The organism is Bacillus sp. PPSBB_2 (assembly GCF_045291115.1).
Lineage (GTDB): Bacteria > Bacillota > Bacilli > Bacillales > Bacillaceae_G > Bacillus_A > Bacillus_A cereus.
Window position 1 is genome coordinate 479,059 of record NZ_CP147983.1, and the last position, 24,092, is coordinate 503,150.

The following is a 24,092-nucleotide window of genomic DNA, read 5'->3' on the forward strand; positions in this document are numbered from 1 at the left end:
ATATTTTCTATGAAGGAGAATATTATGCATAATTATAAATTAACGATTCAGTACGACGGCGCACGTTTTAAAGGATGGCAACGTCTCGGTAATAACGATAATACAATTCAAGGAAAAATCGAAAGTGTCATATCTGAAATGGTCGGAAAAGAAATTGAAATTATCGGTTGTAGTAGAACAGACGCTGGTGTACATGCTTTGAATCAAGTTGCTAACTTTCAAAGTGATGAGAAGTTAGTGGAACATAAAGTGAAAAAATATTTAAATCAATATTTACCTAACGATATTAGCATTACGAATGTGGAAGAAGTACATGATCGTTTCCATGCTCGTTACAATTCTAAAGCAAAAACATATCTGTATAAAATTTGGAATGAAGAGCATACAAATCCATTTATGCGTAAATACAGCATGCATGTGAATAAAAAATTAAATGTGAAAAGCATGAAAGCAGCTGCAAAACATTTAGTTGGTTCACATGACTTTACTGCTTTTTCAAATGCGAAATCAAAGAAAAAATCCATGGTTCGAGAAGTATATACACTTGATGTGATGGAAGAGGCAGGGTTTGTACAAATTAGAGTAAGTGGTAACGGCTTCCTTCATAATATGGTAAGAAAAATTGTCGGGGCATTAATTGAAGTTGGATTAGGACAATTAGATGCTGAAGCAATTCCAAACATTTTAGAGGAAAAGCAGCGCAATCAAATTAATTGTCTTGCTGAGGCAAGTGGGTTGTATTTAGAGAATGTTGAGTTTTAATGGCAAATAAAAAAATCGGGCTAAGTAGCTCGATTTTTTTAGTATTAAGAAGATTTTTCGTTTTTTATACGTATCTTCAAATTCCAAAAAGCAGCAAGCATAATAGCTGCAAAGGAGCCAAAAATTGTTCCTAATAGCTTTGCATAAGGAGAGCTGCTTACATCGGCATTAATGAATAACATCATACAGAGCATGGCAGGGAAAAAGTATAAGTATTGTAATAACTTTAATTTTTTATCATTACTCATATATATAGCCCCTTTCTAGCATGTTATATATTTATTATAACATATTTTACCAATTTATTTTTACACTTGGAGACATGTTTATTTCATATGTGTAAATGCAGTTTTTTAATTCGATATTGTAAGTTTTGCCTACTTAATCCTAAAAATTTTGCAGCTTGTGAGATGTTGCCATGATTCTCTTTAAGAATTTGGTTAATGTAGTTCTTTTCCATTTTTTCTATTGTGTGTTTTAAAGTTTTAGGTGCATCAGTATTGTGAGTAGTTAGTGCATGTTGCATATTGAATTCTGTTTTTATTCGTTCGCGAAAGCGAGTAGGAAGATGAAACGCTGTAATGATGGTTTCATCTTCTATCAAGTTCATGGAACCTTCAATTATATGTTCCAACTCCCGTACGTTTCCAGGCCAATCGTATGCATAGAAAAATTCTCTTACATTTACATCTACATCGGTTACGTTGAGCCCGAATTGAGTATTATATTTTTCAATAAAGTGCTGAACAAGAGCTGGAATATCTTCTTTTCTTTCACGTAAAGGCGGAAGACATAAAGTAACGACGCTTAATCGGTAATATAAGTCTTCTCTTAATCGATTATGTGCGATGGCTTCAAAGGGATCTTCATTGATAGTTGCTATAATGCGAACATCAATTTCTTTTTCGTGTGTACCTCCGATTCTTCGTATTGTTTTTTCTTGTATAGCCCGCAGCAACTTAGCTTGAAGTATTGGGCTTAATGAATTGATTTCATCTAATAACAAAGTTCCTCCGTTTGCTTCTTCGAATAAGCCTGATTTATCTATTGCTCCTGTAAAGGCACCTCGATTTGTGCCAAATAGTAGGCTTTCCATTAAGGTATCAGGTATAGCGGCACAGTTTTGTGAAATAAAGGGTTTTGTTGAACGCTGACTTTCATTATGGATGCTTTGTGCAAATAGTTCTTTACCAGTGCCTGTTTCTCCTACTAGAAGTATGGAGGAAGATGTACGAATTACTCTTTTTCCTTCTGTAATGATTGATTGAATGGCTTCAGAATCACCAATTATGTGATCAAAGGTAAATTTAGTGCTTTGTTTTCGAGAAGGACCTATTTTTATCGTTTGCTTTAAGTTACTAATTTCTTTTGATATTTCAATAGCGCCTTTAATTTTTCCATTTTCTATTATAGGGAAAGTATCGTTAATCGTTGTAATTTCTTGTCCTTTATTGTTAAAATACGTTTGTTTTATATTTTTCTTTGTTTTTCTAAATTTTAATGCCTCTATAAGAGTACTATTTTTATTTTCCTCAAATGCGAATACTTCTAAAGGACTTTTATATAGCACATCTGAGCGCTCCATTGATTCAATTTCCATCATTTTGCGGTTATAGATAATCGTCTTACTTTCCTCATTAATAATATGAATTCCGATGTCGAGTTCATTGAGTAAAGTTTCATATAGCATATTCATTTCAATGATCTGTTTTAAATTAATTTCTTCTGTACGCATAGATTATCTTCTCCTCATTCCACCCTATGAAGACTGACTTTTTATAATTTTATTAAAATTCTTATAAAATCGCAAAATTTTTTTGCTATTTTCCTTTTAAAATCTCTGAAATGATAGAAAAATTTTGCGGTTATGAAGTTTTTTTTTTGAGAAACCTTCATTTTAAATAGGAATTGGAGATTGGTACGCATTTTGCATAAATAATAATTGATATATCTAAAGGAGGGATATGCAACGTTTCAGTACCAACTAATAAGAAGGAGGAGTGTATAAAGTGAAGACGGTTATAGAATGCGTGTATAGTCCTTGTTACGGGAAAGTAGAGAAGTTATTTGTTACGGAAAGTTCTTACGTATATGAGTGGGAGAAATTAGCATTAATTGAAACAATAGATAAACAGAAAGTAGAAATTAAGATAGGGATCAGTGGTTATATTGAATCATTAGAAGTAGTAGAAGGACAAGCTATTGCTGATCAAAAGTTATTAATAACAGTAAGGGATGACCTTTTAGTAACAGGCAGTGATTAATGTAAGTGACGTGTATTTTTGCTCTTTTAAATCATTATTTTTACGGTGAATAATTTTAAAAACGCTTACATTAAATGGGTTTACAAAGTGAAAAGGGGGGATTTATATGATGAATCAAAATCAAGGATTAAAAAGAGAATTGAAAAGCAGGCACATATTTATGATTGCACTTGGAGGCGTTATTGGTACCGGTCTTTTTTTAGGATCTGGGTATACAATTCATGAAGCTGGGCCTGGAGGAGCGATTGTAGCATATCTTGTTGGAGGATTTGTTATGTATTTAACGATGCTCTGTCTTGGAGAGTTAGCTGTTGCAATGCCTGACGCAGGATCTTATCAAACGTATGCTACGAAGCATATTTCCCCTGCAGCGGGTTATGTAGTTGGATGGATGTCATGGTTAAACTGGTCAGCTACGATAGGGATTGAACTAATTGCAGTTAGTATTTTAATGAAGCGATGGTTTCCAGATGTACCTTCATGGATTTGGTGCGTAGTGTTTGCGTTACTCCTCTTTGCTATTAATGCGTTATCTTCAAGAAGTTTTGCGGAAGTTGAATTTTGGTTTGCAAGTATTAAAGTAATTACGATCATTGCATTTATTATTTTGGGCGGGGCAGCAATGTTTGGTTTTCTAGATATGAAAGGAAATGAACCAGCACCGATGTTCTCTAGTTTTACTGATTATGGTGGATTGTTCCCAAATGGATTATCAGCTATTTTAATTACGATGATTGCAGTTAATTTTTCTTTCCAAGGAACGGAACTAGTCGGTATTGCAGCAGGTGAGAGTGAAAATCCAGAGAAAACAATCCCGAAGGCAATTAACAATACAGTTTGGCGTATACTTGTTTTCTTTGTACTATCTATTTTTATTCTTGCTGGACTATTCCCTTGGCAACAAGCAGGAGTAATAGAAAGTCCATTTGTAGTTGTATTTGATAAAATTGGTATTCCTTATGCAGCAGATATTATAAATTTTGTTATCATTACAGCGGTTCTATCCGTTGCGAATTCAGGATTATATGCAACTTCTCGTATGCTATGGTCTATGTCTAATCAAGGAATGATTAGTCCGATTTTTGGTAAGTTATCTAAAAACGGTGTTCCTATTTATGCATTGATTGTAAGTACAATTGTAGGTTGCCTTTCATTACTATCAGGTATTTATGCGGAAGATACAGTTTATTTATGGCTACTTTCTATTGCTGGGTTCGGGGCGATATTAGTTTGGGCATCTATTGCTCTATCTAACTTATTAGCTAGGAGGTCATACATAAAGCAGGGCGGGGATGTGAAAGAATTGAAATTTAAAACACCTCTGTATCCATTCGTACCACTGCTTGCACTAGTATTAAATGTAACAGTAATTATTGGTATGGCCTTTATTCCAGAGCAAAGAATGGCATTGTATTGCGGAATTCCATTTATGATTGTTTGTTTACTGTTTTACCGTGCGACAAGAAATAAGGCACGTAAAGTAGAACATATTGAAAAGACAAATACGACGGAAGTAGAGAGCTTCTAATATGAATTAATTTGGAGACTGTAAGATTTGTAAACAGTCTCTTTTTTTGTGAAAATAAAGTTGGAAACATACTACGTATGTAAAGGGGAATTAGCGATGAATAAAAAAGTTTCACAGCTATTAGAGCAGATTGATTTACGAAAAGATGAGTTACTAGAGCTTACAAAGAATTTAATTCGTTTTGAAACACCAGCACCGCCGGCGAGAAATACAAATGAGGCACAACAATTTGTTGCAGAGTTTCTAAGAGAACAAAATTTTAGTGTTGATAAATGGGATGTATATCCTAATGATCCGAACGTTGTTGGTGTGAAAAAAGGGGCAAAAAGTGACTCATATAAAAGTCTTATTATTAATGGACATATGGATGTAGCTGAAGTATCGGCAGATGAGGCGTGGGAAACAAATCCGTTTGAGCCATTTATAAAAGATGGTTGGTTAGTTGGACGTGGTGCAGCTGATATGAAAGGGGGACTAGCTGGAGCGCTATTTGCTATTCAGCTATTAAAAGAAGCTGGTATTGAATTACCTGGAGATTTAATCTTTCAATCCGTAATTGGAGAAGAAGTTGGAGAAGCTGGTACACTTCAATGCTGCAAAAGAGGTTATGATGCTGATTTTGCAGTCGTAGTGGATACGAGTAATTTACATATGCAAGGACAGGGCGGCGTAATTACTGGCTGGATTACTGTGAAAAGCCCTCAAACGTTTCATGATGCAACGCGTAGGCAAATGATTCATGCTGGAGGACGTTTATTTGGAGCGAGTGCAATTGAAAAAATGATGAAAATTGTGCAAAGTTTACAAGAATTAGAGCGTCATTGGGCAGTTATGAAAACATATGAAGGCTATCCGTCTGGAACAACAACAATTAATCCAGCTGTTATTGAGGGTGGAAGACATGCAGCTTTTATTGCGGATGAGTGCCGGTTATGGATAACAGTGCACTTTTATCCGAATGAAACACATGAACAAATAATAAAAGAAATTGAAGAGTATATCGGTAAAGTAGCAGCTGCCGATCCATGGCTAAGTGAAAATCCACCACAATTTAAGTGGGGCGGAGAATCAATGATTGTGGATCGTGGCGAAATTTTCCCTTCTTTAGAAATAGATAGTGAACATACAGCTGTAAAAACGCTTAGCTCAGTACATGAATCAATTCTTTCTAAAAACGCAATTTTAGATATGTCTGCAACGGTAACGGATGGTGGTTGGTTTAGTGAATTTCATATTCCGGCTGTTATTTACGGACCAGGCACATTAGAGGAAGCTCATTCAATAAATGAGAAAGTAGAAGTAGAGCAGTTAATTGAATTTACAAAAGTAATAACAGCATTTATATATGAATGGTGTCATATGAAAAAATAGATTAGTATGTTGAAATCGTACAGGTATGTATACTTGTACGATTTTTTAGTGAACTATTTCAGAGTTAAATAGAAACAACTGAAATAGTTCTTTATTTTTCTATGTCTTTCGTTTTAGTTCCATTAATTTCTCTTTTGCTAATTCAACAGCAATCGCATCATCTAAATAGCCAATTGGAAAGAGATAGTCGGGAATAATATCTGTCGATAAAATGAAATACAGTAATGCGCCACCAAGAACTGCACGCTCTTCTTTTGGAATCGTTTCATTGCAAAATTGTTGATACATATCTGTTAATTGTTCAATGAAAGGGCCAGCACTATCAATTTGTTCTAACTTGCTCGCGAAACTTTCATGAATGCGCTTTTCACCTTCTGTTGTTTGAGCATATCGTTCATAGTTTTCAAGTTCTTGTTTTACGCGGGTTGTTGTGTAGTCGAAATCGAATAAGTTAGAGGATTGCAGAGTTTGCTGAATTGTATCAAGAGATGTGTACATATCCGTCTTTTCTTTATTAATGTGAGGAGAATCAGGATACATTTCATCAAATAACAATTGGGGTGGAACTTGCAGACATTCTGCGAATTTTTGTAGGTGTTTTTGTTTTGGCGGTTGTTTACCATTCATAATTCTTGAGATTGTTGCGGGATCAATATTTGTAAGCATTCCGAGTTGGCGCATAGATAAGGCACGTTCTTTTAAAAGTTTTTTTATTAATCTACTAAGCCGCTCATTTGGATTTTCTTTAGGCATAGCGAAGGCACTCCTTTTTATTGTTGAAAAAATGTTGAGCATTTATTACATGTATATGAAACAGACAGGCACAGTTGCTCAACATTTTCATAAGATGCATGGAAAAGTGAGGAAAAGGGGTGGCTATTTATGAGTACGGCAGGTCTATTTTCAATTTTTTTAATCGGGATTGCTTCTAATTTAGATAATGCAGGTGTTGGGATTGCATATGGCATTCGTAAAATTAGAATTTCGTGGTTCAACAATTTTATCATCGCATTTTTTGGGTTTTTATTTACTTTATTAGCTGGATTTTTTGGGAACTGGATCGCGTTATTTATTTCAGAGTTTACAGCAAACCTGATTGGAGCAATCGTTTTAGGGATAATCGGGGTGTTTATTTTGTGCCAGCCTTTCTTGGGGCAAAGAAATACCGTAGGCTCTAAAGATGGTAATGTACTTATGGGAATTTTACGTGATCCAGAAAAAGCAGATTTTGATGGTTCTAAAACAATTAGTTTTTCAGAAGCAATTGTATTAGGGATTGCGTTGTCTATTAATAATATTGCAGGTGGATTTGATGCTGGGATAACAAATTTGAACCTTTGGCTTACAGCAACTATTTCAGGGGTGTTTAGTTTTATTTGTATTAGTGGCTTTGCGTATGTAGGGAAACGATTTTTAGCAGAATACTTAGGAAAGTGGGCGACAGTTATCGCAGGAGTGTTATTAATTCTTATTGGGATTGATCAGTTGTTGTAAGGAGAGTAGAAAACAAGGTTCGAGTATTTCCTTGGAAATACAGCAAGGGATTGCATATATCGACGTACTTTTCTCCATACTAATACGGATTTCTTTTAAGAAAGGGGGATTTGTATGGGACGCGGGAAAGCATTTGATCATAAGAAAAAAGGGCATGATCATCAACCACCTAAAGGTGCGTTCATTCATAAAGATGTAAATGAACATACTTTGGAAGAGGAAGAGCTACCAGTAAATATTGAGGCGTATAAAAATAGTTTAAAAAAACATTAAAAGCACCTACATAGGTGCTTTTTTACCGTATATCTTCAATTAATTGTTCCGATTCTTCATGCATACTGTACTCACTTAATACTTGAATGCAAAGCCATTTTAATTCCTCAATCGTATGCTCAAGTTCTTCAGGAAGCACGTGATAAATGTCTTCAAGTCCCATCCCGAAATGAATAAGTTCAAGTACTTGATCATCGATGTTCCGATCCATTAATAATTCAAGTACTTCTAAATTGAATATGTATCGGTGAGCTTCGTCGAGCGAAACAACTTTTAACTTCAAGCTTTCTACAATACTCAATATAAAAAGAAGGATTGTTTTTTCAAGAACAGGTTGTTTTCCCATTTGAAATATTAGTTTCATCTTTCACACCTCCACATATAGCGCTAGGTTGTACTATATTATTCAGGAGGGGGGAACAAATATGCATGATATAGAGAAACTTTCAGCACTGTTTTTATAAGAAGATTGATAACTGACAAAATTGAGGTTTTGGCGAAATAAAAAATCCTGCTAGTATAGCAGGATAACTCGCGATTAAAAAATGCTCCAACCTTCTTGAGCAGAAAGAAGTTCAAGAATTTTAAAACCAGCAATACTATTTCCGTTTGCATCTAAAGCTGGTCCGAAAATACCGATTCCCATGTCTCCTTTTACGCAGCCAAAAATACCACCGGCTACACCGCTTTTTGCAGGAATACCAACACGAATTGCAAATTCACCAGATTCGTTATACATACCACATGTGACCATAAATGTTTTGCAAATTTTTGTAATATGTTTAGGGATGATTTGTTTCTTTTTATATGGATCATATCCATCCATTGCAAAAATTAAGCCGATACGTGCTAAATCGATGCAGTTTACTTCAACTGCGCATTGACGAGTATATAAATCCATAAGTTCTTCAATATCACAATCGATAATTCCGTTTTGTTTCATATAATAACAAAGTGAACGGTTTAGATAAGCTGTCTCTAGTTCTGAATCGGCAACTTTAGAGGAATAATTAATAGTAGGATTATCTGTTATTTCACGTACAAAGTGAAGAATACGTTCCATTTTTTCCTCGTTATCTTTTCCTGCTAACATGCTTGTAATAGCTAATGCTCCTGCATTTATCATTGGATTAAGGGGTTTGGACGGACTTGTCGTTTCTAACTTAATAATAGAATTAAATGGGTCACCCGTTGGTTCCATTCCAACTTTAGAAAATACATATTCTTCACCACGGTCTAAAAGGGCAAGGGCAAGTGTAATTACTTTGGAAATACTTTGAAGAGTAAATAGTGTTTGTGAGTTGCCTGCATGGATATATTCTGTTTCTTTATGGAAAATGGCAATCCCTAAATCGTCTGGATTTGCATTTCCTAGTTCGGGGATATAAGTAGCAAGTTTGCCTTTTTTCGTATATGGTTTTACTTGTTCTAACAACTGTTGTAAGTTGTTTGTTTCAATGCACTGCATAGTACCAACGCTCCTATTTTGAATTAACTAAGTTTACTTTTCCCGATATGCTCGGAAATAAATAATAACATGAAAAAGTGGAATGATAAAACGAAAGTTCAATGTGATATAATAGGTCTTTCGTTTCGAGTATTCTGTATTTTAAAAAGGAGAATTTTCCTTTTATATAACAGTTTGGAAATAGGAGATTTATCCATAAAAAGTTCAGAAATAAAAACTACACATCTATACAACTATATGTTATTATGGTTATGTAATAGAAAGCGTTTTCTAAAGCGTACTTATAATGATAACGATTTCATAAATTTAATTAGGGGGAATTAAAATGTTGCAGTTTTTACAACGTATTGGTAAAGCGTTAATGCTTCCGATCGCAGTACTACCAGCAGCAGGATTATTGCTTCGTTTAGGGCAACCAGATGTATTTGATATTCCTGTTATGGCACAGGCCGGCGCAGCAGTTTTTGATAACTTAGCACTTATTTTTGCAATTGGTATTGCAATCGGTCTTTCAGTGGATGGTAGTGGTGCAGCAGGTCTTGCAGGTGCAATTGGTTATCTTGTTATGAAAAATAGTATTGATGCACTTAGCAAAGGGTATTCAACTGCTGAATTACAAGGTAAATTAGGTAAAGTCCAAGATTTAATAGGTAATAGCGCAAATGTAGATCCATCTAAGCTTGCAGATACAATGACACAAGTATCTAAGGCTGCTGAATTATCGACTAAAGTAGATATGAAAGTTTTAGGTGGTATTATTGTTGGTGTTATAGCAGGACTTCTTTATAATAAATTCCATAAGATTAAACTTCCAGAATGGTTAGGTTTCTTTGCTGGAAAACGTTTCGTTCCAATTGTTACATCAGTTGTGATGCTGATATTAGGAATTCTATTTGCACAAATTTGGCCAACAATTCAAAATGGTATTGATGCATTAGCTCATGGAATTGTTAATTTAGGTGCAATTGGTTCAGGATTATTTGGTTTATTAAACCGTTTATTAATCCCAATTGGTTTACACCACGTAATGAACACATACTTCTGGTTTGTATTTGGGGACTTTACAAATGCAGCAGGTAATGTTGTTAATGGTGATATTGCTCGTTTCCTTGCAGGTGACAAAACAGCAGGTATGTTTATGACTGGTTTCTTCCCAGTTATGATGTTCGGTTTACCAGCAGCATGTTTCGCAATGATTGCAGCTGCTAAACCAGAAAAGCGTAAAGCAGTTACTGGTATGTTAGCTGGTCTAGCATTAACTTCATTCTTAACTGGTATTACAGAGCCTATTGAATTCTCATTCATGTTCTTATCACCAGTATTATATGGTATTCATGCTGTACTAACAGGTCTTTCTTTATTCATTACAACATCACTTGGCATTCATGATGGTTTCTCATTTAGTGCCGGTGCAATCGATTATGCTTTAAACTTCGGTATTGCAACAAAACCAGTCTTACTAGCAGGTATCGGTTTAATTTACGCAGCAATTTATTTCATAGTATTCTACTTCTTAATTAAGAAGTTCGATTTAAAAACTCCTGGTCGTGAAGATGACGATGAGTTAGTTGAAGATGGTGATGCACCAGTTGCAGGTTCAATTGGTGAAACTTACGTAGCAGCTTTAGGCGGAAAAGAAAACTTAACAGTTATTGATAACTGTGCAACACGTCTACGCTTACAAGTAAAAGATGCTGGTCAAGTAAATGAAGCAGCATTAAAACGTGCTGGTGCAAAAGGTGTTATGAAATTAAGTAATACAAGTGTACAAGTTATCGTAGGTACAAATGTTGAATCTGTTGCCGATGATATGAAAAAACACGTATAAATAATGAGATAAGAGGATGTCCAAAAAGATTGATAACATCAATTTTTTAGAGGATATCCTCTTTTTTTTTGTTAATAATTTAACGGGAATCTTACTTTTGTAAATTTTCTTTTTCTTTTTTGTACATATAGGTTGGTAATATGTGCAGTGCGTGATAAAGTAGGGATGATATAGAATGGATTATCCATAATCTACTAAAACGAATCTTTAGTAGAGGAATTAAATTATTGGTGAGTAAGGGGAAAAAAGCAATTATGGATCAGGAAAAAAATAATGCGAATGGGAAAGCACATCGGCCGATTGTATACATAAAAAGAACAATCATTCTCGTCTTACTATTATCACTTGTATATTTCATGTATACAAAAATTGTTGCGCATAATAAGAAAGAAGAAACTTTAAAAGCGGCAGCAGAAATGAAGAAACAAGAAGAGTTAAAAAAGAAAGAAGAAAAAAAGAAACAAGAAGTACAGAAGCAAAAACAAAAAGAGCAGGAAGAACAAATGAAGCAAGCGCAAGCAGCGGAGAAACCTGCTGAAGGGCCACCTCAAGAAATTAATGAAAACGCTCAATTGGACCAGTATTTACAAAACGCAGGATTTAGCGGGACAGCTGTTATTGTGAAGAACGGAAAAGTTCTTCTGAATAAAGGGTATGGTATGGCAAATAAAGAGCAGCAAGTACCGAATAATTCAGAGACGACTTTTTATATTGGTTCTATTTCAAAGGCGTTTGTAGCAACTGCTATTATGCAATTGAAAGATCAAAATAAATTACAAGTAGAAGATACTGTTGCGAAGTATATTCCAGATTTTCCACAAGGTAATAATATTCAGCTAAAACATCTATTAACACATACATCAGGGATTCCCGAATATGAGCAGGGAAAAGAAGATATTTCTCATGAAGAACTGATAAAGCGGATAGGAAATCAAAAGCGTATTGGTGGTCCAGGAGAGAAGTGGAAGTATTCTGATTCGAACTACTCTATACTTGCTTATATTGCAGAGAAGGTAAGTGGGCAGTCACTCGAAGAATATATTAAACAACATATTTTTGCCACTGCCGGTATGAAACATTCTGGCTTTGGCACAGCGTTAGAACAAACAAGATTCCCATCAACGGGTTATAAAATAGTAAATAATAATATGACAACACCTAATATTCCAAGCATGTCACAACTATATGGTTGTGGTGATATATACACAAGTGCGCATGATTTATATTTATTTAACGAAGCACTATTCTCTGGAAAATTAATTTCAAAAGAGAGTTACGATCAAATGTTTACGGGTGGAAAAAAGGATTACGGGTTTGGATGGTACGTAGACCCAGGAAGCTATTCGAATCATGGTGTAATGCCAGGTTGGAATTGCTTAAACGGATTTAGTAAAAATGGTAGTGTATATGTTGTTTTATTATCTAACATTCAAAATAATATTAAATCATTTGGTAAAGTGAATAATGACATTTATTCGATATTGCGGAATATTGAAGTGTAAGAAACTATCCTGTTGGATAGTTTTTTTTATGCTCTGAAACAAATATTTCTTTTAGAAAATGTATGTCTTACCTATCACAAAAATATCCATTTTGTATACATTAAGATGTATGGATGTAAAATTTTATAATCTAAAAATAATAGGAGGAGAAGTGTATGTGTCTGTTCAGAAAATATTGGCATAAATTATCAAGATTGTTTAATAGACAATTAGATTATTTTTTAGATAATAAGTTATTGCCTGCTGTGGAAAGACTTTTATTTTCACAAAACTTCGCGAGATTTATTCAAAGAAACTCTAAGCAAGCTACGGAAGAAGTTATTGAATCAAGTAGATTTCAATCTATTATTTGTAACATTTTAAAAGAATGCAATACATCACCTTTTAAAGAAATTGCAAAGCAGTATTTAGGTAAAAACGTAGAAATTACGGTGACAGTTGGACAATTAACAGGTGTTATTGTAGCAGTTGGTGATGACTTCTTAACATTGCAAGAAGGAATAGGAACTGAAGTTTTATTACCATTTACAAGTATTATATCAATTAAAGAAGCGTAAGAAAGGAGAGTTATATATGTTATTTACTGATGAATTACGTAACCATGTTGGAGAACTAGTGCAAGTTGTGACAGCTGTAGAAATCATTGTAGGCGTTCTTTTATCTGTGACGGATGGGGCAGTAATTGTTCGTACTTCTCCTTCTTATGGACCACCAGAAGATGTAGTTGTGCGTATTCCTATTATTGCTTATGTTCGCTTGGAAGGGTAAGAGTGATACAAGTATGAGAGTGTCAGTTGTTATTCCAGTGCATAATGAAGCAAGTACTTTATCAAAAGTTTTAGTAGAGGTAAGAAAGCTCGAACCATATGAAGTTATCATAGTAGATAATGGATCGACAGATGGGACGAAGGAAATAGCATTACAGCATAATTGCCGTGTGATTTATTATAGATATTCTCTTGGTAATGATGTGGGACGGGCAATTGGTGCTAGAGAAGCAAAAGGCGAGATTGTTTTGTTTTTAGATGGTGATATCGTCATGAAAAGTGAAGAATTATACAATTTTATTAAAGGAATACGACAAGGACATGAGATTGTTTTAAATAATTTAACATGGTCCGTTTACTTGAAGATGAGACCGCATTATACGACGGTTGGAAAATATATGTTAAATCGTTATTTGAACAAGAAAGAGTTTGTTGTAGGATCTTTAATTGCAATACCACATGCGATAAGTCGTAAAGTGATTGAAAAACTGGGGTGGTGGAATTTAGCAGATCCAGCATTATTTCAAGCGATGGCGATGTCTAGAGGAGTAGATATTTCTGATATGGCTTCAGTTGATGTCATCTACACAAATAAAGTTCGTCCTGTGCATACTGGTACATCACCTGGCTCTCCTTATCCGAAAGCGACTAGTCGTATTATGGGTGATCATTTGCGAGCTTTACAATACGTAATCGAAACATATGGTAAACGCGGTGGTTTTTCAGAGGACAATAGAGATAGAGAGTTTGTAGGAAAGTATAAACCAGTTTTATTACAAAAGAATAAAGCGAAATATAGTGCCATTATCCCAGTATCAGAAGAGAAAATGACCATAAGGTCTGTTATAAAAGAAGTGAAAGAAGCAGGTGTAGATGAAATTATAGTTGTCGCGAATGGAGCAGATGTTGAGACTGTTAAACAGGCAAAGCTAGAGAATGTTATTGTTGTTGAATTTACGAAGGCGCTTGGACATAATGTAGCACGAGCAATAGGTGCCATGCATGCTACGGCAGATATTTGTTTATTCGTTGATAGTGATCTTGTTATTCCAGCAAAAAAACTCACTCTATTTTTACATGCTGTTGAAGATGGAAATGACGTGGTGTTAAATGATTTACAATGCTTATTAGATATGTTTCATCCAGCAGATCCAATTAGTATGGGAAAATACTTTGTGAATTTGATAGCGAAACGACCAGATTTATGGAATAACTCACTAACTGCTGTACCACATGCCATTCATAAGAAGGTAATAGAGAAAATAGGATATGATTCCCTTATCATTCCGCCATTAGCACAAGTGAAAGCTATTTTAGAAGGATTCTCTATTACAACAGTAGAGTTAGTAGATGTTATAAAAACAAATCGAGTACGTCCAGAGCAACACGAATTTGTAAATGGGCGTATTTCAGCGTTTGATCGTATTTTCGGTGATCAACTTGAAGCGGTTGCGTATTTATTACAATGTACGGACGAACGTGGTGGTTTTACAGATGGAGATAGAGATAGAGATGTAATTCAACAATTGAGAAGGGAAGAAGAGAATACAAATGAATAGTAGTAAAGTAGCTATTATTGGGCTAGGGTATGTTGGCCTTCCTTTAGCGGTACATTTTGCAGAAAGAGGGCATACAGTACTTGGATTAGATAAAGATATTAGAAAAATAGACTCAATTATAAAAGGAGAAAGTTATATTCCGGATGTTTCTTCTAAAGAGTTACAAAGTTTATTGACGAAAAAAAAATTAACAGTAAATACACCGGATCAAGGCATTGCTGATTTTCAAAATAGTGATTATGTTATTGTCACTGTCCCGACTCCAATTAATGAACAAAGAGAACCAGACTTAAGTGCCCTCATTTCAGCTTCGCATTATATACAACAAAACCTTCAAAAAGGACAAACCTTCATTTTTGAAAGCTCCACATATCCAGGCACACTTGAAGAAGTCATCCTACCTATTATTTCTCAAAATGGTAAAAAGGTAGGGGAAGATTTCTATATCGGATATTCCCCTGAGAGAATTGATCCAGCAAATAGTCAATATTCAGTTCAAGCTATTCCAAAAGTTATTAGTGGACAAACAGAAAAGTGTAAACAAAAGGTACAGGATTTATATAGTACCATTTTTGACGAAGTTGTACCTGTTAGCTCTCCGAAAGTAGCAGAGATGTGCAAGCTATTTGAAAATATTCAGCGCTTAGTTAACATTTCTTTAGTAAATGAACTAAACACACTATGTGAAAGTTTAGGCATTGATTTTTATGAGGCCATTGAAGCGGCATCTACAAAACCATTTGGGTTTACTCCGTATTGGCCAGGGCCAGGGATAGGGGGACACTGTATTCCCGTAGACCCTTTATATTTTCAATGGAGAATAAAAAAGAATGGAGCAATTAGTCAATTAATTGAGGCTGCACATATAATTAATGAAGAAATGCCAGAGAAAATGGTCCGGAAAGTAAAAAGTGTGGTGCAATTACCTGCAACGGTGTTAATTGTAGGGATTGCGTATAAAAAAGATGTAAATGATTTGAGAGAATCACCAGCGTTACCGATTATTCAATTATTAAGAAATCAAGGATACGAGATAGAATATCATGATCCTTATATTTCTTCCGCGGAAATTGGAGATAAGGTGTACCAATCTGTTTCTTTAGATGAAGAAAAAGTTAAAAAAGCGGATTGTATTTTAATTTTAACGGATCATTCTAATATTGATTGGAAGCTTTTTAAAGGAATAGACCGAGTAATAGATACACGCGGGATTGTAAAGAAGGTGAGTAAATGAGTAAGAAATGTTTAATTACAGGTGGAGCCGGATTTATCGGGTCACATTTAGCTGAAGAGTTGATGAGAAGAGGTTATGAGGTCACTGTTGTGGATAACTTTTATAAAGGTAAAAATAAGTACCATAAAGAGTTAATGAAAGAAATCCGTGTTATTCCAATAAGTGTTTTAGATAAAAATTCTATTTATGAATTAGTAGATCAGCATGATGTCGTGTTTCATTTAGCAGCAATTTTAGGTGTGAAAACAACAATGGAAAAAAGTATAGAGCTCATAGAAACGAATTTTGATGGGACGAGAAATATTTTACAAGCAGCGCTAAAAGGAAAGAAGAAAGTAGTTTTTGCTTCTACTTCAGAAGTATATGGTAAGGCCAAGCCGCCTTTCTCTGAAGAGGGAGATCGATTGTACGGGGCAACTTCTAAAATTCGTTGGAGTTATGCGGTTTGTAAAACGTTAGAAGAAACATTATGTTTAGGATACGCATTAGAAGGCTTACCGGTAACGATTGTTCGATATTTTAATATTTATGGTCCAAGAGCGAAAGATGGTCCGTATGCAGGAGTAATTCCGCGATTTATCCGTGCGGCACTGCAAGGAGAAGACATTCTCGTATATGGAGATGGAAAGCAGACACGTTGTTTTACGTATGTGAGTGATGCGGTAGAAGCAACAATTCGGGCAATGGATGAGAAGGTAAATGGTGAGATTATTAATATAGGTTCTGAGAATGAACAGAGTATAAAAGAAGTAGCAGAAGTAATTAAAAAATTAACGAATTCTTCTTCGAAGATTGTACAAGTGCCTTTTGAAGAAGTATATCCTCATGGTTTTGAAGAAATTCCAAATAGAAGACCAGATGTAACAAAATTAAAAGAGCTTGTTCAATTTCAGGCGAAAGTAACGTGGGAAAACGGATTGAAGGAAACAATTAAGTGGTTTCGTGAACAAAACAATGGCTAAGTCATTATCTGTTATTATTCCTGCATGTAATGAGGTCGATACGATTTCAGACGTTATTCAATCGGTAAGACCATTAAATCCAGTAGAAATCATTGTAGTAGCAAACGGTTGTAATGATGGAACAGAAGATGTTGCAGATCGTTTAGGGTGTAAAGTAATCAAGCATACAGAGCTACTAGGGAACGATGTTGGACGTGCAGTCGGCGCAAAACATGCGATAGGTGATGTATTACTATTTATAGATGGTGATTTTGCTATTCCAACTTCAAAATTAAAATTATTCCTTAATCCGATTTTATACGATCAGGCAGATGTAGTTTTAAATAATTTGGATGCATTATTTTTAAAAAGGCAAAAAACCACTTCTATTACAGTATGGCGCCAAATATTAAATGCAATGTTAGAGCGTGAAGAATTAAAAATGAATTCTTTATTAGATGTACCTCATGCGCTGACGAAAGAAGTCGTTCAAAGCATCGGATATGAATGTTTTGTTAATCCTATTGTGGCTCATTTACACCTAGTTCAAAGTAAATGGAGAATTAGTCGTCATTGTGCCATTGACGTTATTACGCCGAATAAATTTCGTCCATTCCAGCATGCTGCATATGGGCCAAATCTTTCCCAATCTGAAAAAAGAATGATAGGTGATCATATAGAAGCAGTAGCAGAACGGATATTAAGCAGTGATGAGCGCGGAGGATATTATGATGGAAATAGGAAAAGGGATAGTGTCTATCATACTTTAAGTTTTGAAGAGTTTTATCAAGGGTGGGGTGTTACATCTGATTTGTATAAAGGAAAGCAACTATCGGTTGTTATTCCCGTACAAGATGAAGAGAAAACAATTGGAAACGTTATAGAAGAGCTTCGCAAAATTGAACCCTTCGAAATTATCGTTGTCGTAAATGGTTCGTCAGATAAAACGAAAAAAATTGCAAAAGACAAAGGGGCAACGACAATTGTATATAAAGAAGCACTCGGAAATGATGTGGGGCGCTCACTTGGAACGTATTTTGCAAAAGGAGAAATTGTGTTATTTATAGATGGCGATTTTGTTATTCCAGCGAGTGAGCTGTATCCTTTTGCGAAAGCTATTGCAGATGGAACAGATGTTGCATTAAATGATCTAAATCATTATTTAGATTTAAGAGTACCGCTTCATCTTGTAACTGCATTTAAATATGCATTAAATTTAGCTTGTGATAGAAAAGATCTAGGCGTAGGCTCTCTTATCGCTGTACCGAATGCGTTTAGCCGTAAGTGTTTGAAAGAAATTGGGTATAGATCTTTACTGGCGCCGTGTGTAGCCCAAGTGAAAGCTATTCTTTCAGGATTTGAAGTTGCATGTGTAAGTCGTGTTGAGGTCGATAAGATGAACCGTATTCGTCCCAGTGAACATTTTGCTAAAATAGGTCATCCACCAGCTGTACTTCGAATTATAGGTGATCATATAGAAGGACTAGATCAAATAATTGCATTAACAGACAATCGTGGCGGATTCTATGATGGCAATAGAAAAAGAGATGTTTTATAGAAGTAACAAAAAAAGTGTACAACATGTGTACACTTTTTTGTTCTGTTATAAAAACTATAACAGATTAGGAGATAAGAGTATTACAGCTCTACAATGGGTATTGTTCTTATATTACAAAATAGGACTCGTATATAAGGATACCAAAAAAATACAATTAAGGAAAGGGTTAATTTTAAAGACTTTTAAATGAAGTTAACACTATATATATAGTAGTTTGCTCAACATTTCACAAACATGTCACAACTATTTCGTTCACTTTCGTAAAAAAGTAGTATTCTAAGTGTGTAAGCTGTTATATAAAAAATCTTAGTCCTGTACTAATCAAAAATGGAGGAGATTAGGATGACTCAAGTATTAGAAAATGTTAAAAACGCATGGGAAAACTTTAAAGGTGAAAAATGGAAAGCAGAGATTGATGTTCGCGATTTCATTTTAAATAATGTAAACGTTTTCGAAGGGGACGAATCTTTCTTAGCAGAAGCAACTGAAGCAACGAAACAACTTTGGGATCAAGTAATGGATTTAACAACGAAAGAACGTGAAAACGGTGGCGTTCTTGATATGGATACAAAAATTGTTTCTTCTATTACATCACATGACCCAGGATACTTAAATAAAGATATTGAAAAAGTAGTCGGTTTCCAAACTGATAAACCATTTAAACGTTCTTTACAACCATATGGTGGTATTCGTATGGCAGAACAAGCTTGTGAATCTTATGGATACGAAATGGATAAAGAACTTAGTCGTATTTTTAGAGAGTGGAGAAAAACTCATAACCAAGGTGTATTTGATGCATACACACCAGAAATGAGAAATGCACGTAAATCAGGTGTTATTACTGGTCTTCCAGATGCATACGGACGTGGACGTATTATCGGTGACTATCGCCGAGTAGCGTTATATGGTATTGATCATTTAATTGAAGCGAAAAAAGCTGATTTGAATTTAACTGGTGGTGTAATGAGCGAAGATACAATGCGTTTACGCGAAGAGTTATCTGAGCAAATGCGTGCACTTCAAGAGTTAAAAGAAATGGCTGCTTCTCATGGCTTCGATATTTCTAAGCCAGCAACAAATGCACAAGAAGCATTCCAATGGTTATACTTCGCATACCTTGCAGCGATTAAAGAGCAAAACGGAGCTGCAATGAGTCTTGGACGTACTTCTACATTCTTAGATATTTACATTGAAAGAGATTTAGCAAATGGTACTTTAACAGAAGAAGAAGTACAAGAAATTGTAGATCACTTCATTATGAAATTACGTCTTGTGAAATTCGCAAGAACACCTGATTATAATGAATTATTCTCTGGTGACCCAACTTGGGTAACTGAATCTATCGGTGGTATGGCATTAGATGGTCGTCCATTAGTAACAAAGAACTCATTCCGTTTCTTGCATACATTAGATAATTTGGGACCAGCTCCAGAACCAAACTTAACTGTTCTTTGGTCTAAACAATTACCAGAGAACTTTAAAAACTACTGTGCGAAAATGTCTATTAAAACATCAGCAATTCAATATGAAAATGATGACATTATGCGTCCTGAATACGGCGATGATTACGGTATTGCATGTTGCGTATCTGCAATGAGAATCGGTAAACAAATGCAGTTCTTCGGAGCTCGTGCAAACTTAGCGAAAGCATTATTATATGCGATTAACGGTGGTAAAGATGAAAAGTCAAAAGCACAAGTTGGTCCTGAGTACGCACCAATTACTTCTGAAGTATTAAATTATGAAGAAGTTATGCATAAGTTTGATATGACAATGAAATGGTTAGCGGGTCTATATTTAAACACATTAAATGTTATCCATTACATGCATGATAAATATAGCTATGAACGTATTGAAATGGCACTTCATGATACAAACGTTCTTCGTACAATGGCAACAGGTATCGCTGGTCTATCTGTAGTAGCAGATTCATTAAGTGCAATTAAATACGCAAAAGTAAAACCAATTCGTGATGAAAATGGTATTGCAGTTGACTTCGAGATTGAAGGAGATTTCCCTAAATACGGTAACAATGATGATCGTGTAGATGAGATTGCTGTAAATCTTGTAAAAACATTTATGAATAAACTTCGTAAACATAAAACATACAGAAATTCTGTTCATACAATGTCAATCTTAACAATCACATCTAATGTTGTATACGGTAAGAAAACTGGTAATACTCCAGATGGCCGCCGTACTGGAGAACCATTTGCACCAGGTGCGAACCCAATGCATGGACGTGATACAAAAGGTGCATTAGCTTCATTATTATCTGTGGCTAAATTACCATATGAAGATGCACAAGATGGTATTTCTAATACGTTCTCTATTATTCCGAAAGCACTTGGTAAAGAAGATGATGTACAAGTACGTAACTTAGTATCAATGCTTGATGGTTATGCAGTAAAAGAAGGGCACCACTTAAATATTAACGTATTTAACCGTGAAACATTAATGGATGCAATGGAACATCCTGAGAAGTATCCACAATTAACAATTCGTGTATCTGGTTATGCTGTAAACTTTATTAAATTAACTCGTGAACAACAAATTGATGTAATTAACCGTACAATGCATGAAAGCATGTAAATGAAAAAAGTGTCCCTTCGCTCTTAATATATAGCGAAGGGAGGCTGTTTCAATAAAGGAGGAAGTAACATGGTAAAAGGAAGAATACATTCTGTAGAGTCTTGTGGTACTGTTGATGGCCCAGGGATTCGTTATGTCATATTTACACAAGGGTGTTTATTACGTTGTCAATATTGTCATAATGCTGATACGTGGGAAATTGGTAAAGGTAAAGAAATAACAGTTGAAGAAGTGATGCAGGATGTGACATGTTACCTTCCATTTATTGAAGCTTCCGGAGGCGGTATAACAGTTAGCGGTGGAGAGCCATTATTACAGCTAGACTTTTTAATTGAGTTGTTTAAAAAGTGTAAAGCGGCTGGTATCCATACAACAATCGACTCTTCTGGTGGTTGTTATTCTGAGGAACCAGAATTCCAAAATAAGCTAGATATTTTAATGGATTATACAGATTTAGTTTTATTGGATCTGAAACATATCGATTCCAAAAAGCATCGTAAATTAACAGGGAAACCAAATGAACATATTTTACAATTTGCTCGTTATTTATCGGATAAGAATAAACCAATTTGGGTACGACACGTATTAGTTCCTGGTGTTACGGATAATGAAGAGGATCTACAAAAACTATCTAGCTTTATTCAAAGTCTGTCTAATGTTCAAAAAGTTGAAGTGTTACCATATCATAAGCTTGGTGTATATAAATGGGAGGCGCTTGGACACAAGTATCCACTCGCAAATGTAGAACCACCTACTGAGAAAAATGTAGAACATGCTAAATATATTTTACAAGCGGTCTAATCCAAATATTGGATTAGGCTTTTTGCTTTCTTTACAATAAAATCTAGAGTATATATTGATAAAAGAGTATACTGAAAGTAGAATATCCATAATTTTGTACGGAATAAATGGAGAAATTTACATAATTGTAAAGGGAAATCAAAATAGTAAAAAGAATTAAGAAGTAAAAGAGTGAGTATCATGGAATAGAGAACATTTGTAAGTTATTGCGAAAGCTCTTATAGGAAAGTATAATGTAAAGATATGAGCACAGATAGGATTAAGGGGTCAATCTTATATGCTTTGCATATCCACGACAGGTACATAGCTGAAAGGGAATTATTAGCATCTGTTTATGTAATTTTTAAGGAAAATGTTTTTCCTATTGTCGTATATGCAATATGGAGAAACAAAAAGCTAGGAGTGGATTTGTTTGATAAAAAACCCCAAGGTTTTAATATTAACTGCACATTACGGTAATGGTCATGTGCAAGTAGCAAAAACATTAGAACAAACATTTCGCCAAAAAGGAATTGAAGATGTTATTGTATGCGACTTGTTTGGAGAATCACATCCATTTATAACTGACATTACAAAATATCTATATTTAAAAAGTTATACAATAGGAAAAGAATTATATCGTTTGTTTTATTACGGGGTAGAAAAAATTTATGATAAGAAAATAGCATCTTGGTATGCGAACTTTGGAAGAAAACGTTTGAAAACACTATTACAGGTGGAGAAACCAGATATTGTAATTAATACATTTCCAATTATCGCTGTACCAGAATTGAAGAAACAAACAGGTATTTCAATTCCTGTCTATAACGTATTAACGGATTTTTGCGTGCACAAAATATGGATTCATCGAGAAGTAGATCGTTATTTTGTTGCAACGGATCATGTGAAAGAATTGATGGTTGATATCGGTGTACCTGCGGAACAAATTGTTGAAACAGGAATTCCAATTCGGAGTAGTTTTGAGTTAAAGGTAAATCCGGAAATCATATATACTAAATATCAGTTATGTAAGAATAAAAAGATTTTACTAATTGTAGCAGGTGCTCATGGGGTATTAGGAAATGTAAAAGAACTATGCCAATCATTTATGTCAGTGCCTAATTTACAAATAGTTGTCGTTTGTGGGAAAAATGAAGCTTTAAAACAGGATTTATTAAGTTTACAGAAGCAAAATTCCGATGCATTAAAAGTGTTTGGGTATGTTGAAAATATTGATGAATTATTCCGTGTTACTTCTTGTATGATTACGAAGCCAGGCGGAATAACATTAAGTGAAGCAGCAGCGTTGCAAGTACCTGTCATTTTATATAAGCCTGTTCCAGGACAAGAAAATGAAAATGCGATGTACTTTGAAAGAAAGGGAGCAGCAGTTGTCATTCGCGATGATAGTGAGGTTTTTGCAAAAACAGAGGCATTATTACAAGATGATGTGAAGCTTCTTCAAATGAAAGAAGCAATGAAAAGCATCTATCTTCCAGAGCCAGCTGGTCATATTGTAGATGCAATTTTGGCAGAAAATCATGCAGAACCGCGTCATATACCTATTAAATCACCTGCTCTTGCACAATCTTTTACTTAATATGAAACCCTCTTTGTATATGTAAAGAGGGTTCTTTATTATTTTCAAAGAAAATTCAGCCAGTTATCCACAAAAGGATTACGCTTTCATTAAACAGTAAAGTCGGAATATTAACAACTATATCCACATTGTCCACAATTTTTAGAAAAATATCCACAATTAAAACAGCTGATATATGCTTTAATATAGAAAAATATTAAATGTTTTTGAAAATTACTAACAATTCTGTTGGTTTTGTGGATAAAGTTGTCCACAGCAAAAAAAGTCCCTTATGTATAAGGGGCTTTTTTGCTTACTTCTATCAGTCGAGAAAATTATGTAATGAAAATGAATAATTAGGGGGGAAACTTCTAATTATTCATTTTCACTTTAAATGCTTTTCGAGCGATATCCTGCTGCACGATCTGCTTTTTGAAATTCGCGTTGATAGAGAACTTCTTGTGTACTAGATAATGTGTTTTTTGCTTTATCACGTTTCTTTTTATCCATTACAAATCACCTCGTGTCTTAAAGTTACTATTTATCGTTTCCAAAGACATGAGGGGATATACGCATATGGAAAATGTTAACG

24 protein-coding genes and 1 pseudogene are annotated in these 24,092 nt (G+C 34.7%); 19 read left to right on the forward strand and 6 right to left on the reverse strand.

The genetic code is table 11. The features are described from left to right. Positions 1-24 precede the first annotated feature (24 nt). The gene (truA, locus tag V6946_RS02350; RefSeq protein WP_000553118.1) at positions 25-762 is read left to right on the forward strand and encodes a tRNA pseudouridine(38-40) synthase TruA; all 738 of its coding nucleotides are present in this window, start codon (positions 25-27) and stop codon (positions 760-762) included. A 44-nt stretch (positions 763-806) separates the two neighbouring features. Here truA and V6946_RS02355 read toward each other — a convergent pair whose 3' ends face one another. Then, entirely contained in the window at positions 807-1,010 is a 204-nt protein-coding gene (locus V6946_RS02355) for a hypothetical protein (protein ID WP_000063860.1), read from the reverse strand. Between the two features lie 83 nt (positions 1,011-1,093). Continuing rightward, positions 1,094-2,497, reverse strand: coding sequence for a sigma-54-dependent Fis family transcriptional regulator (locus V6946_RS02360; RefSeq protein WP_006916187.1), 1,404 nt, complete (start codon positions 2,495-2,497; stop codon positions 1,094-1,096). Between the two features lie 274 nt (positions 2,498-2,771). Here V6946_RS02360 and V6946_RS02365 point away from each other — a divergent pair, with 274 nt between their 5' ends. From V6946_RS02365 to V6946_RS02375, 3 genes are all read left to right on the forward strand, one after another. After that, on the forward strand, positions 2,772-3,026 hold the full coding sequence (locus V6946_RS02365; protein ID WP_000859480.1) for a biotin/lipoyl-containing protein: 255 nt from the start codon (positions 2,772-2,774) through the stop codon (positions 3,024-3,026). A 106-nt stretch (positions 3,027-3,132) separates the two neighbouring features. Next, a complete protein-coding gene (locus V6946_RS02370) occupies positions 3,133-4,554 on the forward strand; it encodes an amino acid permease (protein ID WP_000981860.1) in 1,422 nt (473 codons plus the stop codon). 48 nt (positions 4,555-4,602) lie between these two features. Beyond that, positions 4,603-5,925, forward strand: coding sequence for an acetylornithine deacetylase (locus V6946_RS02375; protein WP_155893641.1), 1,323 nt, complete (start codon positions 4,603-4,605; stop codon positions 5,923-5,925). A 99-nt stretch (positions 5,926-6,024) separates the two neighbouring features. Here V6946_RS02375 and V6946_RS02380 read toward each other — a convergent pair whose 3' ends face one another. Then, positions 6,025-6,678: a helix-turn-helix domain-containing protein gene (locus tag V6946_RS02380; protein ID WP_001123718.1), complete on the reverse strand. Its 654-nt coding sequence runs from the start codon at positions 6,676-6,678 to the stop codon at positions 6,025-6,027. A gap of 129 nt (positions 6,679-6,807) precedes the next feature. On the opposite strand from V6946_RS02380, the gene ytaF reads away from it, so the two are divergent. Beyond that, positions 6,808-7,419, forward strand: coding sequence for a sporulation membrane protein YtaF (gene ytaF, locus V6946_RS02385; RefSeq protein ID WP_000100724.1), 612 nt, complete (start codon positions 6,808-6,810; stop codon positions 7,417-7,419). A gap of 114 nt (positions 7,420-7,533) precedes the next feature. Continuing rightward, positions 7,534-7,692, forward strand: a complete 159-nt coding sequence (locus V6946_RS02390) for a hypothetical protein (RefSeq protein ID WP_000532409.1) — start codon at positions 7,534-7,536, stop codon at positions 7,690-7,692. Between the two features lie 22 nt (positions 7,693-7,714). On the opposite strand, the gene V6946_RS02395 is transcribed toward V6946_RS02390, so the two are convergent. After that, positions 7,715-8,056: a DUF3969 family protein gene (locus V6946_RS02395; RefSeq protein WP_000766604.1), complete on the reverse strand. Its 342-nt coding sequence runs from the start codon at positions 8,054-8,056 to the stop codon at positions 7,715-7,717. Positions 8,057-8,230: 174 nt separating this feature from the next. Then, the gene (glsA, locus tag V6946_RS02400) at positions 8,231-9,160 is read right to left on the reverse strand and encodes a glutaminase A (RefSeq protein WP_001149850.1); all 930 of its coding nucleotides are present in this window, start codon (positions 9,158-9,160) and stop codon (positions 8,231-8,233) included. Between the two features lie 69 nt (positions 9,161-9,229). Between glsA and V6946_RS02405 the strand changes: the two are divergent. From V6946_RS02405 to V6946_RS02465, 13 genes and pseudogenes are all read left to right on the forward strand, one after another. Continuing rightward, a pseudogene (locus V6946_RS02405) lies at positions 9,230-9,344 on the forward strand (transcriptional regulator). A gap of 141 nt (positions 9,345-9,485) precedes the next feature. Then, a complete protein-coding gene (nagE, locus tag V6946_RS02410; protein WP_000938900.1) occupies positions 9,486-10,988 on the forward strand; it encodes an N-acetylglucosamine-specific PTS transporter subunit IIBC in 1,503 nt (500 codons plus the stop codon). A 254-nt stretch (positions 10,989-11,242) separates the two neighbouring features. Next, a complete protein-coding gene (locus V6946_RS02415) occupies positions 11,243-12,490 on the forward strand; it encodes a serine hydrolase (RefSeq protein WP_033691709.1) in 1,248 nt (415 codons plus the stop codon). Positions 12,491-12,645: 155 nt separating this feature from the next. Further along, positions 12,646-13,047, forward strand: a complete 402-nt coding sequence (locus V6946_RS02420; protein WP_000335531.1) for a hypothetical protein — start codon at positions 12,646-12,648, stop codon at positions 13,045-13,047. A 16-nt stretch (positions 13,048-13,063) separates the two neighbouring features. Continuing rightward, positions 13,064-13,258: a hypothetical protein gene (locus V6946_RS02425; protein WP_000899470.1), complete on the forward strand. Its 195-nt coding sequence runs from the start codon at positions 13,064-13,066 to the stop codon at positions 13,256-13,258. Between the two features lie 13 nt (positions 13,259-13,271). Continuing rightward, positions 13,272-14,816, forward strand: coding sequence for a glycosyltransferase (locus V6946_RS02430; protein WP_001266468.1), 1,545 nt, complete (start codon positions 13,272-13,274; stop codon positions 14,814-14,816). Then, on the forward strand, positions 14,809-16,050 hold the full coding sequence (locus V6946_RS02435) for a nucleotide sugar dehydrogenase (RefSeq protein WP_001088924.1): 1,242 nt from the start codon (positions 14,809-14,811) through the stop codon (positions 16,048-16,050). The genes V6946_RS02430 and V6946_RS02435 overlap by 8 nt, the downstream gene beginning before the upstream one ends. Next, positions 16,047-17,012 carry an NAD(P)-dependent oxidoreductase gene (locus tag V6946_RS02440; protein WP_000037018.1) on the forward strand — a complete coding sequence of 322 codons (966 nt, stop codon included), beginning with the start codon at positions 16,047-16,049 and terminating at the stop codon, positions 17,010-17,012. The genes V6946_RS02435 and V6946_RS02440 overlap by 4 nt, the downstream gene beginning before the upstream one ends. After that, complete coding sequence (locus tag V6946_RS02445; RefSeq protein ID WP_006916162.1) at positions 17,005-18,549, forward strand: glycosyltransferase; 1,545 nt, start codon at positions 17,005-17,007, stop codon at positions 18,547-18,549. The genes V6946_RS02440 and V6946_RS02445 overlap by 8 nt, the downstream gene beginning before the upstream one ends. Next, a complete protein-coding gene (locus V6946_RS02450) occupies positions 18,518-18,739 on the forward strand; it encodes a hypothetical protein (protein ID WP_002094217.1) in 222 nt (73 codons plus the stop codon). Before V6946_RS02445 ends, V6946_RS02450 begins: the two co-directional genes overlap by 32 nt. A 152-nt stretch (positions 18,740-18,891) precedes the next feature. Further along, entirely contained in the window at positions 18,892-21,141 is a 2,250-nt protein-coding gene (gene pflB, locus V6946_RS02455) for a formate C-acetyltransferase (protein WP_006916161.1), read from the forward strand. 69 nt (positions 21,142-21,210) lie between these two features. Then, positions 21,211-21,942: a pyruvate formate-lyase-activating protein gene (gene pflA, locus V6946_RS02460; RefSeq protein ID WP_000238458.1), complete on the forward strand. Its 732-nt coding sequence runs from the start codon at positions 21,211-21,213 to the stop codon at positions 21,940-21,942. Between the two features lie 412 nt (positions 21,943-22,354). Continuing rightward, complete coding sequence (locus V6946_RS02465; protein WP_000594690.1) at positions 22,355-23,521, forward strand: diglucosyl diacylglycerol synthase; 1,167 nt, start codon at positions 22,355-22,357, stop codon at positions 23,519-23,521. Between the two features lie 369 nt (positions 23,522-23,890). On the opposite strand, the gene V6946_RS02470 is transcribed toward V6946_RS02465, so the two are convergent. Continuing rightward, complete coding sequence (locus V6946_RS02470; RefSeq protein ID WP_000358482.1) at positions 23,891-24,010, reverse strand: YfhE family protein; 120 nt, start codon at positions 24,008-24,010, stop codon at positions 23,891-23,893. Positions 24,011-24,092: the final 82 nt, after the last annotated feature.